Source organism: Pseudomonas syringae, from assembly GCF_000737245.1.
In the GTDB taxonomy this organism is placed as follows: Bacteria; Pseudomonadota; Gammaproteobacteria; order Pseudomonadales; family Pseudomonadaceae; genus Aquipseudomonas; species Aquipseudomonas syringae_J.
Genome location: NZ_JPQU01000052.1, coordinates 21,561 through 37,980 on the forward strand (window position 1 = coordinate 21,561; position 16,420 = coordinate 37,980).

At 56.3% G+C, this 16,420-nt stretch carries 13 protein-coding genes and 3 tRNA genes; 4 read left to right on the plus strand and 12 right to left on the minus strand.

Annotated features, from left to right (window positions below):
* Positions 1-77: 77 nt before the first annotated feature.
* The 4 genes from tig to IV01_RS07465 all read right to left on the minus strand — a co-directional run bounded on the left by tig (position 78) and on the right by IV01_RS07465 (position 2,109).
* The gene (gene tig, locus IV01_RS07480; RefSeq protein ID WP_032630154.1) at positions 78-1,388 is read right to left on the minus strand and encodes a trigger factor; all 1,311 of its coding nucleotides are present in this window, start codon (positions 1,386-1,388) and stop codon (positions 78-80) included.
* A gap of 376 nt (positions 1,389-1,764) precedes the next feature.
* A tRNA-Leu gene (locus tag IV01_RS07475) sits at positions 1,765-1,849 on the minus strand.
* 54 nt (positions 1,850-1,903) lie between these two features.
* Positions 1,904-1,979, minus strand: a tRNA-His gene (locus IV01_RS07470).
* 53 nt (positions 1,980-2,032) lie between these two features.
* Positions 2,033-2,109 (minus strand) — tRNA-Arg (locus tag IV01_RS07465).
* 303 nt (positions 2,110-2,412) lie between these two features.
* On the opposite strand from IV01_RS07465, the gene folD reads away from it, so the two are divergent.
* Positions 2,413-3,267, plus strand: a complete 855-nt coding sequence (gene folD, locus IV01_RS07460; protein ID WP_032630155.1) for a bifunctional methylenetetrahydrofolate dehydrogenase/methenyltetrahydrofolate cyclohydrolase FolD — start codon at positions 2,413-2,415, stop codon at positions 3,265-3,267.
* A 66-nt stretch (positions 3,268-3,333) separates the two neighbouring features.
* Here the strand turns inward: folD and IV01_RS07455 are convergent, their stop codons facing one another.
* The 6 genes from IV01_RS07455 to IV01_RS07430 form a co-directional block, all read right to left on the minus strand.
* Entirely contained in the window at positions 3,334-5,106 is a 1,773-nt protein-coding gene (locus tag IV01_RS07455; protein ID WP_032630156.1) for an ABC transporter substrate-binding protein, read from the minus strand.
* Positions 5,107-5,190: 84 nt separating this feature from the next.
* The gene (locus tag IV01_RS07450) at positions 5,191-5,463 is read right to left on the minus strand and encodes a DUF2160 domain-containing protein (protein WP_032630157.1); all 273 of its coding nucleotides are present in this window, start codon (positions 5,461-5,463) and stop codon (positions 5,191-5,193) included.
* 10 nt (positions 5,464-5,473) lie between these two features.
* Positions 5,474-6,274 carry a carbohydrate ABC transporter permease gene (locus IV01_RS07445; protein ID WP_032630158.1) on the minus strand — a complete coding sequence of 267 codons (801 nt, stop codon included), beginning with the start codon at positions 6,272-6,274 and terminating at the stop codon, positions 5,474-5,476.
* 10 nt (positions 6,275-6,284) lie between these two features.
* Positions 6,285-7,151 (minus strand): carbohydrate ABC transporter permease, encoded by an 867-nt coding sequence (locus tag IV01_RS07440; RefSeq protein WP_032630159.1) that lies wholly within the window; start codon positions 7,149-7,151, stop codon positions 6,285-6,287.
* Positions 7,144-8,244: an ABC transporter ATP-binding protein gene (locus IV01_RS07435; RefSeq protein WP_032630160.1), complete on the minus strand. Its 1,101-nt coding sequence runs from the start codon at positions 8,242-8,244 to the stop codon at positions 7,144-7,146. The genes IV01_RS07440 and IV01_RS07435 overlap by 8 nt, the downstream gene beginning before the upstream one ends.
* Complete coding sequence (locus tag IV01_RS07430; RefSeq protein ID WP_032630161.1) at positions 8,244-9,338, minus strand: ABC transporter ATP-binding protein; 1,095 nt, start codon at positions 9,336-9,338, stop codon at positions 8,244-8,246. Before IV01_RS07430 ends, IV01_RS07435 begins: the two co-directional genes overlap by 1 nt.
* 300 nt (positions 9,339-9,638) lie before the next feature.
* Here IV01_RS07430 and IV01_RS07420 point away from each other — a divergent pair, with 300 nt between their 5' ends.
* Entirely contained in the window at positions 9,639-11,507 is a 1,869-nt protein-coding gene (locus IV01_RS07420) for a sigma-54-dependent Fis family transcriptional regulator (protein ID WP_032630163.1), read from the plus strand.
* A 167-nt stretch (positions 11,508-11,674) separates the two neighbouring features.
* Here the strand turns inward: IV01_RS07420 and cysS are convergent, their stop codons facing one another.
* Both cysS and IV01_RS26725 read right to left on the minus strand, forming a co-directional pair.
* Positions 11,675-13,057: a cysteine--tRNA ligase gene (gene cysS / locus IV01_RS26720; RefSeq protein ID WP_032630164.1), complete on the minus strand. Its 1,383-nt coding sequence runs from the start codon at positions 13,055-13,057 to the stop codon at positions 11,675-11,677.
* A gap of 9 nt (positions 13,058-13,066) precedes the next feature.
* Positions 13,067-14,761 (minus strand): glutamine--tRNA ligase/YqeY domain fusion protein, encoded by a 1,695-nt coding sequence (locus IV01_RS26725; RefSeq protein ID WP_032630165.1) that lies wholly within the window; start codon positions 14,759-14,761, stop codon positions 13,067-13,069.
* Between the two features lie 206 nt (positions 14,762-14,967).
* Here IV01_RS26725 and IV01_RS07405 point away from each other — a divergent pair, with 206 nt between their 5' ends.
* Positions 14,968-15,471, plus strand: coding sequence for a peptidylprolyl isomerase (locus tag IV01_RS07405; RefSeq protein ID WP_032630166.1), 504 nt, complete (start codon positions 14,968-14,970; stop codon positions 15,469-15,471).
* Complete coding sequence (gene lpxH / locus IV01_RS07400) at positions 15,468-16,229, plus strand: UDP-2,3-diacylglucosamine diphosphatase (protein ID WP_032630167.1); 762 nt, start codon at positions 15,468-15,470, stop codon at positions 16,227-16,229. The genes IV01_RS07405 and lpxH overlap by 4 nt, the downstream gene beginning before the upstream one ends.
* Positions 16,230-16,420: the final 191 nt, after the last annotated feature.

The following is a 16,420-nucleotide window of genomic DNA, read 5'->3' on the forward strand; positions in this document are numbered from 1 at the left end:
CCCAAATAGTCATTTCTTGAATACGCACAAGCCAGCGCGAAGGCTGGCTTGTAGGTGTTTTCGAACGAGAAAACAGATCAGTCGGCTTGTGGAGCTTCTACCGGCTTGACCGCTTCTTCGTAGGAGACCGACTTCTCGGTCACGCTAGCCTTCTGCAAAACAGTATCCACAACTTGCTCTTCAAGCACAACCGAACGCACTTCGTTCATTTGCTGCTCGTTTTTGTAGTACCAAGCCACGACCTGCTCTGGCTCCTGGTAGGCAGAGGCCATTTCCTGAATCATCTCGCGAACACGAGTATCATCAGGCTTGAGGTCGAACTGCTTGACCACTTCAGCAACGATCAGACCCAGCTCAACGCGACGCTTGGCTTGCTCTTCGAACAGTTCAGCTGGCAGCTGATCAGGCTTGATGTTGCCACCGAATTGCTGAACAGCCTGAACGCGCAGACGGTTTACTTCGTTTTCCAGCAGAGCCTTAGGCACTTCGATCGGGTTGGAGGCCAGCAAGCCGTCCATTACCTGATTCTTGACCTTGGATTTGATGGCCTGGCGCAGCTCGCGCTCCATGTTCTTGCGAACTTCGGTGCGGAAGCCTTCAATGCCGGTTTCCTTGATACCGAACTGCTTGAAGAACTCTTCGTTCAGCTCAGGCAGCTTAGGCTCGGAAACGGTATTGACGGTCACGGTGAACTCGGCGGCTTTACCAGCCAGTTCGAGGTTCTGATAGTCTTCCGGGAAAGTCAGATTCAGAACACGCTCTTCACCTGGCTTGGCGCCAACCAGACCATCTTCGAAGCCTGGAATCATGCGACCGGAGCCCAGTACGAGCTGGGTGCCAGTGGCGGAACCGCCAGCGAACACTTCGCCATCAACCTTGCCGACGAAATCGATGTTCAGCTGATCTTCGTTCTGGGCAGCGCGATCGGCCACTTCGAAGCGAACGTTCTGCTTGCGCAGGATTTCCAGCATGTTGTCCAGATCAGCATCAGCCACGTCTGCAGAAAGACGCTCAACAGTGATGGAATCGAAACCGGCAACGGTAAACTCAGGGAATACTTCGAAAGTTGCGACGTATTCCAGATCTTTGCCTTTTTCAAAGGACTTAGGCTCTACAGCTGGTGCGCCAGCCGGGTTCAGCTTTTGCTCAACCACTGCTTCGTAAAAGGTAGCCTGGATCAAATCACCCAGCGCTTCCTGACGCGCGCCATCTTCATAACGCTGGCGGATCACGCTCATAGGCACTTTGCCTGGGCGGAAGCCCGGGATCTTGGCTTTACGTGCGGTCTGCTGCAGACGCTTGTTGACTTCAGTCTCGATGCGCTCAGCTGGCACGCCAATGGTCATGCGGCGCTCAAGAGCGGAAGTATTTTCAACAGAAACTTGCATGGATATTCCTCGTTGCACAGACGTTAGCCGGCCGTTTCCGACCCCAGAATCAAGGGCATGCATTCTAGTGGGTCGAACTCAAGAAGTCACCCTACTGAAAAAGGGCAAATAAAGAGAAGGGAATCAAACGGTCAGCGAATGACAACCGTGGTTGCGTTCATCTGCCCGAAACGCGTCTGGCATGGCCCTGCATTAAGCATCATGGACCCGGCCTGGGCGTTGATTCCGCTCCGCGAAACACGTCCCGCACGACCGACGGCAGCAACGCTGGCCAGCTCGCGAGACGCAAAACAATAATCCTGAAACAAAAAAAGCCGCACTAGGCGGCTTTTCTTTTCGCGCTATAACCGGCTCACCAGTAATAACGCTTATTTCTTGGTGCGGACGGAGAGACTCGAACTCTCACACCTTGCGGCGCTGGAACCTAAATCCAGTGTGTCTACCAATTCCACCACATCCGCAGTCAATCTTTAAAGCAAAGGCGCCAGATTTTTAACCTGGCGCCTTTCTGAATATGGGGTGGACGAAGGGGATCGAACCCTCGACAACGGGAGTCACAATCCCGTGCTCTACCAACTGAGCTACGCCCACCATATTGCATGTAACCGTGACATCTAACTTGTACTTGCCAAAGCTGCCTTTAATGGCGCACCCGGCAGGACTCGAACCTGCGACCATCCGCTTAGAAGGCGGATGCTCTATCCAGCTGAGCTACGGGCACTTATATAATCTGCATTCTTTAACGATTACAAATTAAAGGCTTTCAATCACTCCGAGCTAACCTTCAACCCTGCGTGACTTATCACTCTAACAACCAGTGCTAGCTTAACCAGTGCTGGGCTGTGCCCGACAAGTGCGACGAATCTTATAGACGCCCCTTAAGGTCGTCAACTCTTTTTTAGAAAAAAATTCAGTTAGATAAAGGGGTTAGGTGAATATGCAGACCAAGCGCCTTTGCCCGAGGGCGATGACATGCGAGAATGCGCGCTCTTTTCCGATCCCTTTCGATGGTTAATCACGCGTAATGACTGCAAAACTAATCGACGGCAAAGCGATCGCAGCCAGCCTGCGCCAGCAGATCGCCAAACGTGTCGCCGAACGTCGCGAGCAAGGCCTGCGTACGCCCGGCCTCGCAGTGATTCTGGTGGGCAGCGACCCCGCCTCCCAGGTCTATGTATCGCACAAGCGCAAGGACTGCGAGGAAGTCGGCTTCGTCTCGCAAGCCTACGATCTGCCCGCGCAGACCTCTCAGGTGGAACTGACCGAACTGATCGATCGCCTCAATGACGATGCGAACATCGACGGCGTACTGCTGCAATTGCCCCTGCCCGAACACCTGGATGCATCACTGTTGCTGGAGCGTATTCGCCCGGACAAGGACGTGGACGGTTTCCATCCTTATAACGTCGGCCGTCTGGCCCAGCGGATTCCGTTGCTGCGCCCATGCACACCCAAGGGCATCATGACCCTGCTGGAAAGCACCGGCGTGGACCTCTACGGAATGGACGCCGTGGTAGTTGGCGCGTCCAACATCGTTGGTCGTCCGATGGCCATGGAGCTGTTGCTGGCTGGCTGCACTGTGACTGTGACCCATCGCTTCACCAAGGATCTTGCGGGCCACGTGGGCCGTGCTGATCTGGTGGTAGTAGCCGCCGGCAAGCCGGGCCTCGTCAAAGGCGAGTGGATCAAGGAAGGCGCTATCGTGATTGACGTCGGCATCAACCGTCAGGACGACGGCAAGCTGGTGGGTGACGTGGTGTACGACACCGCCCTGCCCCGCGCTGGCTGGATTACCCCCGTCCCCGGCGGCGTTGGCCCGATGACACGTGCCTGCTTGCTGGAAAACACGCTGTACGCAGCAGAAACCCTGCACGGCTGATAGCCGGGTTACGGGATAAATGAAAACGGCACCCCGAGGGGTGCCGTTTTTCATTGCATAGCGGCCTTACTTCTTGGCTGCCTCCCAGCTCTTCAGCAAGTCTGAATAGGCGATGGTTTCGCCCTTCGGTTTTTCGTTGGCCAGCTTGCGTTGTGGGGCCAGGAACTTGCCACCACTCTGCTCAGCTTTGGTGTACCACGCTTCCGCCGTGGTTTCCGGATTCATTATAGGCGCGCACTTGCTGGCGCCCTGAACCTTGGAGCGCTCGATACGCGTCATGATCGCATCCTGATCCTTGGCCAGACCGTCCAGTGCCTGTTGTGCCGTTTTCTCGCCGGTTACAGCTTCGGCAACATGACTCCACCACAACTGCGCAAGTTTCGGATAGTCCGGCACGTTGGTCCCGGTGGGCGACCACTGAACGCGGGCAGGGCTGCGATAGAACTCCACCAGACCACCCAGCTTGGGCGCCAAGGCGGTCATTTCTTTAGAGTTGATGTCTGATTCACGAATTGGCGTCAGGCCTACGATGGTTTTCTTCAACGAGACGCTTTTCGACGTTACAAACTGCGCATAGAGCCAGGCAGCGAGACGTTTTTTCTCGTCGGAAGCCTTGAGAAAGGTCCAGGAACCCACATCCTGATAGCCAAGCTTCATGCCTTCTTTCCAGTACGGGCCTTTTGGCGAAGGCGCCATACGCCATTTCGGCGTGCCATCGGCATTCATCACCGGCAGGCCCGCTTTGGTCATGTCTGCGGTGAAGGCGGTGTACCAGAAAATCTGCTGAGCAACGTTACCCTGCGAAGGCACCGGCCCAGACTCGGAGAACGTCATACCCGCGGCTTCCGGCGGAGCGTAGGCTTTGAGCCAGTCGATGTACTTCTGGGTCGCAAACACTGCCGCCGGGCCGTTGGTGTCGCCGCCACGCGTAATGCTGGAACCCACCGGATGGCAGTCCTCTACGCGAATACCCCATTCGTCCACCGGCAAACCGTTAGGCAGCCCCTTGTCGCCGCTTCCCGCCATGGAGAACCAAGCATCAGTGAAGCGCCAGCCCAGCGATGGATCTTTCTTGCCGTAGTCCATGTGTCCGTAGACTTTCTTGCCGTCGATTTCCTTCACGTCTTCGCTGAAAAACTTGGCGATGTCTTCATAAGCCGACCAGTTGACAGGTACGCCCAGCTCGTAGCCGTACTTGGCCTTGAACTTCTCCTTCAGGTCTGCGCGATCAAACCAGTCAGCGCGGAACCAGTAAAGGTTGGCGAATTGCTGATCCGGCAGTTGATACAGCTTGCCGTCCGGCGCAGTAGTGAACGAGGTGCCAATGAAATCTTTCAAATCCAGCGTCGGCGAAGTGACCTTGCTGCCTTCCGGGCTTGCCATCAGGTCGGTCAGCGACAGCGCCTTGCCATAACGGAAGTGGGTACCGATCAAGTCGGAGTCATTCACCCAACCGTCATAAATGCTTTTGTCCGACTGCATGGCGGTCTGCAGCTTTTCAATTACGTCACCTTCCTGCAGCAAGTCATGGGTGACTTTGATGCCAGTAATTTCGGTGAAGGCTTTCGCCAGCGTTTTCGATTCGTACTCGTGAGTGGTCAAGGTTTCGGAAACCACCTTGATGTCCATGCCGCGAAACGGCTCGGCGGCCTTGATGAACCACTCCAGCTCTTTCAATTGTTCGGCATCGGAAAGCGTGCTCGGCTTGAACTCGCTGGCCGCCCACTTCTTGGCTGCATCTTCGTACTGATCCGCCCATGCCGAAACGCTCAATCCGCTGAGCATCACCATTGTTGCCAGCGTCACGCTATGTCGCAGCTTGTTTTTCTTATTGAACATAGACACCTCCAGTGTTGTTTCTTATGTAATCCCGCTTCGAATACCACCTATCGAATCAGCCTGGCATTAGCGCTGATCCGCTCTCTACCCCCAACGCATCACAACCAAGAGCCACACCAGAGAAATCCCTGAAGCGACCCAGATATTCCAGTCGGTTGCGCCGATCACCAACAGATGCAGATAAGCGCTACCCAGCAGCCCAATGAACAATCGGTCGCCACGAGTGGTGGCAATCGGCAGAAAACCTCGCCGCTCAAGGCTGGCCGAGCGCAATTCCCATACCGTCATCCCTGCCAACAGCAAAGCAATGCTGCCGAAGAAGATCGCGGTTGGCAGTGTCCAGGACATCCACTCCATTTTCGACTCCTCAGACCCGACCAAGGGCAAAGCCCTTGACCACATGGTTACGAACGAACCAGATCACCAGCATGCCAGGCAGGATGGTCAACACCCCCGCCGCCGCCAGGACACCCCAATCAATGCCTGATGCCGACACTGTCCGCGTCATTACTGCCGCAATCGGCTTGGCGTTTACCGACGTCAAAGTGCGAGCCAGCAGTAGTTCAACCCAGGAAAACATGAAGCAGAAGAACGCCGTCACGCCAATACCCGAGCCAATCAGCGGAACAAATATCTTCGCGAAAAACTTCGGAAAGCTATAACCGTCGATGTAAGCCGTTTCATCAATTTCCTTGGGCACACCCGACATGAACCCCTCAAGAATCCACACAGCCAATGGCACGTTGAACAGGCAATGAGCCAGCGCTACTGCGATATGGGTATCGAACAGGCCGATGGACGAATACAGCTGGAAGAATGGCAGCAGGAAAACCGCAGGCGGTGCCATGCGATTGGTCAGCAACCAGAAGAACAGGTGCTTGTCGCCCAGAAAACGATAACGGGAAAACGCATAAGCCGCTGGCAACGCCACGCTCAGTGAGATCACGGTATTGAGGCAAACGTAGTACAGAGAATTAATGTAGCCGCTATACCAGCTCTCGTCGGTGAAAATCACCTTGTAATTGGCCAGGGTGAAATCCTGAGGCCAGAGCGTCAGGCCGCCCAGAATTTCAGTGTTGGTCTTGAACGACATGTTCACCAACCAATAGATCGGCACCAGCAAAAACAGCAGGTAAATCCACAGCGGTATGACTTTGCGCAGGTCCATGTCCGCCTCCTCAGTTCTTTTCGCTATGGGTCATGGCGGTGTAGAACACCCACGACACCAGCAGAATTATCAGGAAATAAACCAACGAGAATGCCGCCGCCGGGCCCAGGTCGAATTGGCCGAGCGCCATGGTGGTCAGGGTCTGACTAAGGAAGGTGGTGGAGTTGCCTGGCCCACCGCCCGTCAGCACGAACGGTTCGGTGTAAATCATGAAACTGTCCATGAAGCGCAGCATCACGGCGATCAGCAACACGCTCTTCATTTTCGGCAGTTGGATGTGTCGGAACACCGCCCAGCTGGAGGCCCGATCAATACGCGCCGCCTGGTAATAGACGTCCGGAATCGCACGCAAGCCTGAGTAGCAAAGCAGCGCAACCAGCGACGTCCAATGCCAGACATCAATGATCAACACCGTCACCCAGGCGTCTGATGCGTTGGCCGCATAGTTGTAACTGATGCCCAGGACGTTGTTCAGCGTGTAACCCAGCAAACCAATATCGCCCCGGCCGAAGATCTGCCAGATGGTGCCGACGACGTTAAACGGAATCAGCAGCGGAATGGTCATGACGATCAGGCAGACCGTGGACCAGCGCCCCTTGCTCGGCATGCATAACGCGATAGCGATCCCCAACGGAATCTCGATCAGCAGTACACACGCGGAATAGATGAATTGGCGTAGCAGCGAGTCGTGCAGACGTGGGTCCTGCAAGACCTGCCGGAACCAGTCGGTGCCGACGAAGTAGCGGCTGGACTGGTCGAAGATGTCCTGCACCGAATAGTTGACCACGGTCATCATCGGGATGATGGCGCTGAAGGCCACCAGCAGGAAAACCGGCAGCACCAGCCACCACGCCTTGTTGTTCTGAACCTTATTCATGGCCTGACTCCAGCAAGTAATCATCCGCGTAGACCATCAGCCATTGGCCCGGGAAACTGATCCAGGCTTGCCCTTCGGGGACTGGCTTGTCTTCCGCGAGCCTGACTTTCAGAGCGTGTCCGGCCAGGTGCAGATTCAGAATCTTGTAGGTGCCCAAGTCCTCGACATGGCTCACCTCGGCGCACAGTGCATCGTCCACCGGACCATCCCAGACATGCACAAACTCGGGCCGAATGCCGATTTTCAGACTGCTCCAGGTTTTCTCGCTGATGCGCTGCTGCATCGCGGCCGGGAGCGGCAAATGGACGTCGCCAAAGCCCACGCCTCCCGCCTGTGGAACCACCTCAATCAGGTTCATTCCGGGGCTACCGATGAAGTAACCGACAAAGGTATGCCGAGGCTTTTCGAACAGTTCCCGCGGCGTACCGAACTGAACAATCGCGCCGCCGTACATCACTGCGATCTTGTCAGCGAAGGTCGACGCCTCCAGCTGATCGTGGGTGACATAGACCATGGTGATGTTGAATTGCTCGTGGATCTGCTTGAGCTTACGCCGCAGCTTCCACTTCAGGTGGGGGTCGATCACGGTCAGTGGTTCATCGAACAGAATCGCCGACACGTCATCGCGCACCAAGCCACGGCCCATCGAGACCTTCTGCTTTTCGTCAGCGGTGAGGTTGCGGGCCTTCTTCTTCAACAAGGGTTGCAGGTCCAGCACGTCGGCAATTTCATTTACCTTGGTTTGAATCCTTTTCTCGTCCATGCCCTGATTGCGCAGCGGAAATGCAAGATTGTCGTACACCGTCATGGTGTCGTAGACCACCGGAAACTGGAAAACCTGAGCGATGTTGCGCTGCTCTGGAGAAAGCGTATTGACCACCTTGGAGTCGAACATCACCTGACCTTCCGAAGGGCTCAGCAAACCGGAAATGACGTTCAGCAAAGTTGATTTGCCACACCCGGAAGGCCCCAGCAGTGCATACGCCCCGCCCTGCTCCCAGATATGACTCATCTCACGAATCGCGTAATCCTCGGGGCCATTCGGATGCTTGCTATAGCTGTGTGCGAGGTTTTGCAGTCGAATCTCAGCCATCAGGCAACCCTCGCCATACGCAAGCCGGGCGCCTGAATCAGGCGACCTTGCTCATCAAACACGAACAATTTATGAGTCGGGATATACACGCGGATCGATGCATCGACATCGTAGGCGTGCACCCCGGGAAGATGCAGCACCAACTGAAAATGCTCGTTTCGCACATGCAGAAACGTCTCTGAGCCGCTGATTTCCGCCAGTTCCACGGTCACCGCCAGCTCAAGATCATCATCGTTCGAAGGCACCAGACTCAAATGGCTGGGGCGCACGCCAAAACGGTAATCGCCATCGCCAATCCTGCGCAGATCAACGTTGAGGGGGAAATGCACAAAATTAGCAAAACTGACTTCGCTGCCCTGAATGCGGCCGGGCATCAAATTGATCGGCGGCTCGGAGAACAACTCTGCCGCCAGCACGCTTTTCGGCTGGTGATAGACCTCGGGCGTGCGCCCGCTCTGAATCACCCGCCCTTCATGCAATACCGTGGTGGTGCCACCCAGCGCCAGCGCCTCATTGGGCTCGGTTGTGGCATAGATGGCGATGGTATGGCGCACTTGGAACAGCTCGCGCATCTCCTGACGCAGTTCTTCGCGCAGCTTGTAGTCGAGGTTGACCAGCGGCTCATCAAACAGAATCAGCTCGGCATCCTTGACCAGCGCTCGCGCCATGGCCGTGCGTTGCTGTTGGCCACCAGACAGCTCCAGCGGGTAGCGCGTGAGGAATTTCTCAATGCGCAGCATTTTTGCCGTTTCCAGCACTTTGCTCTGGATAACCTCGCGGGAGGCACCGGCCTGGCGCAGTGGCGACGCGATATTCTCGAATACCGTCATGCTGGGGTAGTTGATGAACTGCTGATAAACCATCGACACGTTGCGATGCCGCACGGCGATCTGAGTCACGTCCTTGCCGTTCATCAGGATCCGGCCACTGTCGGGCTTATCCAGTCCAGCCATCAGTCGCATCAGGCTGGTCTTGCCAGACAGGGTGCGGCCGAGCAACACATTGAACGATCCGGGCTCGAAGCTAAGAGATGCATCATCGATCCAGGTATGACCGTCGACGGCGCGATTGACGTGTTCCAGTGTTAGAGACATGGCTTGCCCTTTTTTTTCGTTTCTTATTCAGGGGGTGCGCAAATGCTTCTTCCAGATAGCGACAATCATGCCAAACCCGGCTAAAGCCCAGACCAGAGCCTTGCGCGCTAAAAACCACGTTTTCTTGCATTCATTGCTGAACATTAATGAACAGAAAATGCTGAACAGATGAACACTTTGAACATTGACTTTGAACAGTCCTGAGTAACACTGCATGGACGCCACGGGCTTGGACGTCCGTGCCAGATGTAACCCTGACCCAACAAAAAATATAAAAAACGCACTCGGGACCCAGCCAACATGGCCAATGCAGCTCACGACACCATCATCAGAGACTCATGGTCCCGCTGCCGGGATTTCGGCTTGAGTCACCAAAGCCCGCCTTCTTTCGGCCAGTTGCCGGTGGATCAGGTCAACCAGTTGCTGGAACGTCATCAAGCGTTGGTGCAAACCACCCATCAGCAGGTATTGCCGTTCTACGAAAATATTCTTAGCAACTCCAACTGCCTGATTCTGCTGGCCGACAATCAGGGCCAACTGCTCAAGTCATGGGGGACACAGCGCTTCATCGAACCGTCTTGCAATCAGGGCTTTCTGGCCGGAGCCAGTTGGGTCGAGCGCGGTACCGGGACCAATGCCATCGGCACTGCTCTGGCCTGTGAGCAAGCGGTACACATCGAACACAACGAACATTTTCTCAAGGCCAACCGCTTCATGACCGGCTCGGCAGCGCCGATTTTTGATGCCGCCCGCCGTATGATCGCGGTACTGGACGTGTCCAGCGATAGCTTCCTGCCGCCTTCCCACACTTTGGGGATGGTGAAGATGATGAGCCAGTCGGTGGAGAACCGGCTGATCCTTGATCAGTTTCAGGACACGCACTTTCAGCTGACTTTCAACACCGGGCTGAACAACCTGGACAGTCAATGGGCTGGCCTGCTGATCCTCGATGAAAGCGGTTTTATCGTCAGCGCCAACCGTCGCGCTGATAATTTGCTGAGCGGTAGCTGGTCAGGGACCAGGTTGTCGGGGCTGAGCTTGATGGGGAAAAACATCGAACAGATTTTCAACACCCTGGCTCGCCAGGTATTTGATCAAACCGAGAGCCAGCCCTTCGCGCTGCAGGCCGCCGGGCACAATCGTTTTCATGGCCTGCTGCGTCGACCACAACGCAAGCCAGTGCGGATTCACGGCCTGCCCCCGCTGAAAGCGGATGCCAGCCATGGTCCGGTCGCGCTCAACGGGATCAGCCTTGGTGATGCCAAAGTCGAAAAGGCTGTGCTTCAGGCCGAACGGCTGCTGGAAAAGAACATCGCGCTGTTGATCCACGGCGAAACCGGAGTCGGCAAAGAGGTCTTCGTCAAAGCGCTGCACAACGCCAGCTCCAGGTCAGACCGACCACTGATTGCGGTCAACTGCGCGGCAATCCCCGCTGAGCTGGTGGAATCGGAATTGTTCGGCTACGAAAAAGGCGCATTTACCGGGGCTCATCACAAAGGCAGCATCGGCCTGATTCGCAAGGCCGATAAAGGCACGCTGTTCCTCGATGAAATCGGTGATATGCCACTTCCGGTTCAGGCGCGACTGTTACGCGTGCTGCAAGAGCGCTGCGTGCAACCGTTGGGCAGCAGCGAACTGCATCCGGTGGACGTCCGCCTGATTTCCGCAACCAATAGAAACTTGCGTGACGATGTTCAGGCCGGTCATTTTCGGCAGGATCTGTATTACCGGATCAGCGGGCTAAACCTGGAACTCCCTGCCCTGCGGCAGCGCACCGACAAGGCCGCGCTGGTCCAGCGCATCTGGGAGCAGCATCGCGAAGCGCAGCAAAACATGGGTTTTTTGCCTGAGGTGCTGGAGTTGTTCGATCGCCACCCCTGGCCGGGCAATTTGCGCCAACTCAGTAATGTGATTCAGGTAGCACTGGCGTTGGCAGGTGATGAAATGATCGGTCCGGAGCATTTGCCGGATGACTTTTTCGCTGATCTGCAGATGGAATCAGAGGATGTTCAAACGGTGGCCGCGCTCAGCCGCAAACGGGCTATGCACGCTGGGGAGGATTTGACTGAAATGCTGCAGGCAGTCGGAGGCAATATCTCGCAACTGGCCAAGCATCTGGGTGTGAGCCGCAATACCCTTTATAAGCGGTTGCGGGAAAGACGGGGTTAGAGGCTGCAACCACCTGACCCGTGATCTGGTCGCACAAACCGGCTGAGGTGGACATTGCAGGAGCGAACTTGTTCGCGAGGCGTGGGCATTGCCAACAGACACTTGTCGTCTGACATGCTGCCCTCGCCAACAAGTTGGCTCCTACAGATCAAGGACCTTTCAGCGAATCAATCCGCCAAGCGCCAGGTCGTACCGCCCTTGCCATCTTCCAGCACCACGCCCATGGCGGTGATCTGGTCGCGGATGCGGTCGGATTCGGCCCAGTCTTTGGCTGCACGAGCCGCCAGTCGCGCCTGGATCAACGCTTCGACCTCTGAGGCATCGACCCGCCCTTCAGCACGTGACTGCAAAAAGTCGTCGGCTTCAAGCTGCAAGACACCCAGGACACTTGCCAGCTGCTTCAAACGTGCCGCCAGACCGGCTGCAGACGGCAGGTCGGTGTCACGCAGGCGGTTAATCTCGCGAACCATCTCGAACAGCACCGCGCACGCTTCCGGCGTACCGAAGTCGTCGTTCATGGCTGCGGAGAAACGCTCGACGAAGGCTTCGCCACCCGAAGGCTCGGCAACCGGCAAGCCGCGAAGTGCGTGGTAGAAACGCTCCAGCGCACTCTTGGACTCTTTCAGGCTGTCTTCGGAGTAGTTGATAGCGCTGCGGTAATGGCTGGATACCAACAAGTAGCGCACCACTTCCGCTGAGTATTTCTCCAGCACGTCACGAATGGTGAAGAAGTTGTTCAAGGACTTGGACATCTTCTCGCCATTGATGCGAATCATGCCGCAGTGCAGCCAGGCATTGGCGTAGGTCTTGCCTGTCGCGGCTTCGCTCTGGGCGATTTCGTTTTCATGGTGCGGGAATTCAAGATCACTGCCGCCGCCATGAATATCGAACGTTTCACCCAGGCAGCAGGTGGACATCACCGAGCATTCGATATGCCAGCCCGGACGCCCTGCGCCCCATGGCGATTCCCAGCTCGGCTCGCCCGGCTTGACGCCTTTCCACAGTACGAAATCCAGCGGATCGTCCTTGGCTTCTTCCACTTCGATACGGGCACCGATGCGCAGGTCTTCGATCTTCTTGCGCGACAGCTTGCCGTAGCCGAGGAACTTGCCAACGCGGTAGTACACGTCGCCATTGCCGGGAGCATAGGCATAACCCTTGTCAATCAGGGTCTGGATCATGGCATGCATGCCGTCGATGTAGTCGGTGGCACGCGGCTCCATGTCCGGCTTGAGGATGTTGAGGCGCGCCTCGTCCTCATGCATCGCGTCGATCATGCGCGCCGTCAGAGCATCAAAGGATTCGCCGTTTTCACGGGCACGATTGATGATCTTGTCGTCGATATCGGTGATGTTGCGCACATACGTCAAATCGTAACCGCTGAAACGCAGCCAGCGGGTCACCAGGTCGAACGCCACCATGCTGCGCCCGTGGCCCAGGTGGCAGTAGTCGTAAACGGTCATCCCGCAGACGTACATACGCACCTTGTTGCCATCCAGCGGCTTGAAGACTTCTTTGCTCTTGGTGAGCGTGTTGTAGATCGAAAGCACTTAGGCTCCTTAAGACCACGAATCTCGTAGCGTTACAGTCCGGTTGAAGACTGGTTGACCAGGTTTCGAGTCCTTGATGTCCGCGCAGAAATAACCTTCGCGTTCGAACTGGAAACGGTCTTCCGGTTGCGCTTGCCCCAATGAAGGTTCCGCACGACAACCGGTCAGCACTTGCAGGGAGTCCGGATTGATGTTGTCCAGGAAGGTCGCACCGTCTTCGGTTTTTTCCGGGTTCGGCGAACGGAACAGACGATCATACAGACGCACTTCGCATTCAACGCTTTCAGCCGCAGGCACCCAGTGCACGACGCCTTTGACCTTGCGGCCTTCAGGGTTCTTGCCAAGGGTGTCTGGATCGTAGGAGCAACGCAGCTCGACGATGTTGCCGTCGGCATCCTTGATCGCTTCGTCGGCACGGATCACGTAGCTGCCACGCAGGCGAACTTCGCCGTTTGGCTCAAGACGCTTGTAGCCTTTTGGCGGCTCTTCCATGTAGTCGTCGCGGTCGATATAGATTTCCCGGGAGAACGGCAGGTTACGCACGCCCAGGTCTTCTTTCGGGTGCCGCGGCAGCTCCAGGTTTTCGACCTGACCTTCCGGGTAGTTGGTGATCACGACTTTCAGCGGACGCAGGACACACATGGCGCGTGGGGCGCTGTGGTCAAGGTCGTCGCGGATGCTGAATTCCAGCATGCCGAAATCCACCACGCCATCGGAACGATTGGTGCCGATCATTTCGCAGAAGTTACGGATCGACTTCGGTGTGTAACCACGGCGGCGGAAGCCCGAGAGGGTCGACATGCGCGGGTCATCCCAACCGAATACGTGCTTCTCATCCACCAGTTGCTTGAGCTTGCGCTTGCTGGTGATGGTGTAGTTCAGGTTCAGACGCGAGAACTCGTACTGACGCGGCTTGCACGGTACCGGCAGGTTGTCGAGGAACCATTCGTACAGAGGACGGTGGCTTTCGAATTCCAGGGTGCAGATCGAGTGGGTAATGCCTTCAATGGCGTCCGACTGACCGTGGGTGAAGTCGTAGATCGGATAAATGCACCATTTGTCACCGGTCTGGTGGTGGTGAGCATGACGAATGCGATACAGGATCGGGTCGCGCAAGTTCATGTTCGGCGAAGCCATGTCGATCTTGGCGCGCAGCACGCGAGCGCCGTCTTCGAACTCACCGGCTTTCATGCGAGCGAACAGGTCCAGGTTTTCCTCGACGCCGCGCTCACGGAACGGGCTGTTCTTGCCCGGCTCGGTCAGAGTGCCGCGATATTCACGGGCCTGTTCGGGGGTCAGATCGTCCACATAAGCTTTGCCGGCCTTGATCAGCTCGACAGCCCAGTCGTGCAATTGATCAAAATATTGCGAGGCATAGCGCACCTCACCGTCCCACTCGAAGCCCAGCCATTTGACGTCGCTTTCAATGGCGTCGATGTATTCCTGGTCTTCCTTGGCCGGGTTGGTGTCATCGAAACGCAGATGAGTGACGCCACCGAACTCCTGAGCCAGACCGAAATTCACGCAGATCGACTTGGCGTGACCGATGTGAAGATAGCCGTTTGGCTCAGGCGGAAAGCGGGTCACGATCTTCGTGTGCTTACCTGAATCGAGGTCGGCCTGGACAATCGGGCGCAGGAAATTGGTAGGAATTGCAGGGCCTGCCTTTGAATTCGCAGCGGGGTCTTGAGTGGGCTTGCTCATAGGATCCTTGGACAATACAAGTGCGCGGCCAGGGTAGGCCGACTAAATCAAAGCGCTTATCATAGCCGAAGCTGTCAATAGGCCGACAGCGCCCTGTAAGAAAACCCTCGAGTAAAAACTCGAAAGAATTATGTAGCGACCTCTGTAAACTGCGCGTCAGGGTTATAACGCGTCCATTCACGAATGCCAAAAGAGCGACTTTTGATATGTCCAAAGTAAAATTGACCACCAACCACGGCGACATCGTCCTGGAACTGAACGCTGAGAAAGCGCCACTGACCGTTGCGAACTTCGAAGAATACGTAAAAGCCGGCCACTACGAAAACACCGTTTTCCACCGTGTCATCGGTAACTTCATGATCCAGGGCGGCGGTTTCGAGCCTGGCATGAAAGAAAAGAAAGACAAGCGCCCAAGCATCCAGAACGAAGCTGACAACGGCCTGCCGAACGACAAATACACCGTTGCCATGGCTCGCACCATGGAGCCGCATTCGGCTTCCGCACAGTTCTTCATCAACGTTGGCGACAACAGCTTCCTGAACCACAGCGCCAAGACCACCCAGGGCTGGGGCTATGCAGTGTTCGGCAAAGTCGTTGAAGGTACCGACGTAGTCGACAAGATCAAAGGCGTCTCCACCGGCAGCAAGTCGGGTCACCAGGACGTACCGACTGAAGACGTGATCATCGAGAAAGCCGAGATCATTGAGTGATATTGCTGATCTCTGATCTGCACTTGCAGGAAGAACGCCCGGACATTACCCGGGCGTTTCTGGATCTGATCGCGGGCCGGGCCCGCGATGCCCAGGCGCTGTATATCCTCGGGGATTTTTTCGAGGTATGGATTGGCGACGACGCAATGTCGCCCTTCCAGCGCTCGATCTGCGAGGCTCTGCGTGAACTGAGCGACAGCGGCACCTCAATATTCCTGATGCATGGTAATCGCGACTTCATGATTGGCCGTGCGTTCTGTAAAGCGGCGGGCTGCACTTTGCTGCCTGACCCAAGTGTCGTCGAACTGAACGGCGAGCCCGTGCTGCTGATGCACGGCGACAGCCTGTGTACCAAAGATGAGGGCTACCAGCGGATGCGCCGTTATTTGCGCAACCCAGTGACCCTCTTCGTCCTGCGCAATCTGCCCAGGCGCACGCGACACAAGCTGGCGCGCAAGCTGCGCAACGAAAGCCAGAGCCAGACCCGCATGAAAGCCAATGACATCGTCGACGTCACCCCTGAGGAAGTGCCAAGGGTGATGGAGGGCTATGGCGTGCGCACCCTGATCCACGGCCACACCCACCGCCCTGCGATCCACAAGCTCCAGATCGGCGACCAGGCCGCCCGCCGGATTGTGTTGGGTGACTGGGACAAGCAAGGCTGGGCGGTGCAGGTGGATGAGCAAGGGTTTCAGTTGGGGGCGTTTGATTTTGGGGTGGAGCAGCAACCTGCCCTGCCTCATCCCTCGACACACTGATCCTGTTGTGGCTTACCCGCGATAAGCATGTGTATCTACACAGCTTTTGTGTACATATCCATTCCTGCGGTAATGGCTACTTAGGGTTCCGCCCTGACGGCGGGTCACTTTCGAAAAGCCGGAATGCCGGCCCAGACGAAAGTAACCAAAGCGCTCTTGCCCCACCACTCGGTGCCTCGCTGGTGCTCGGC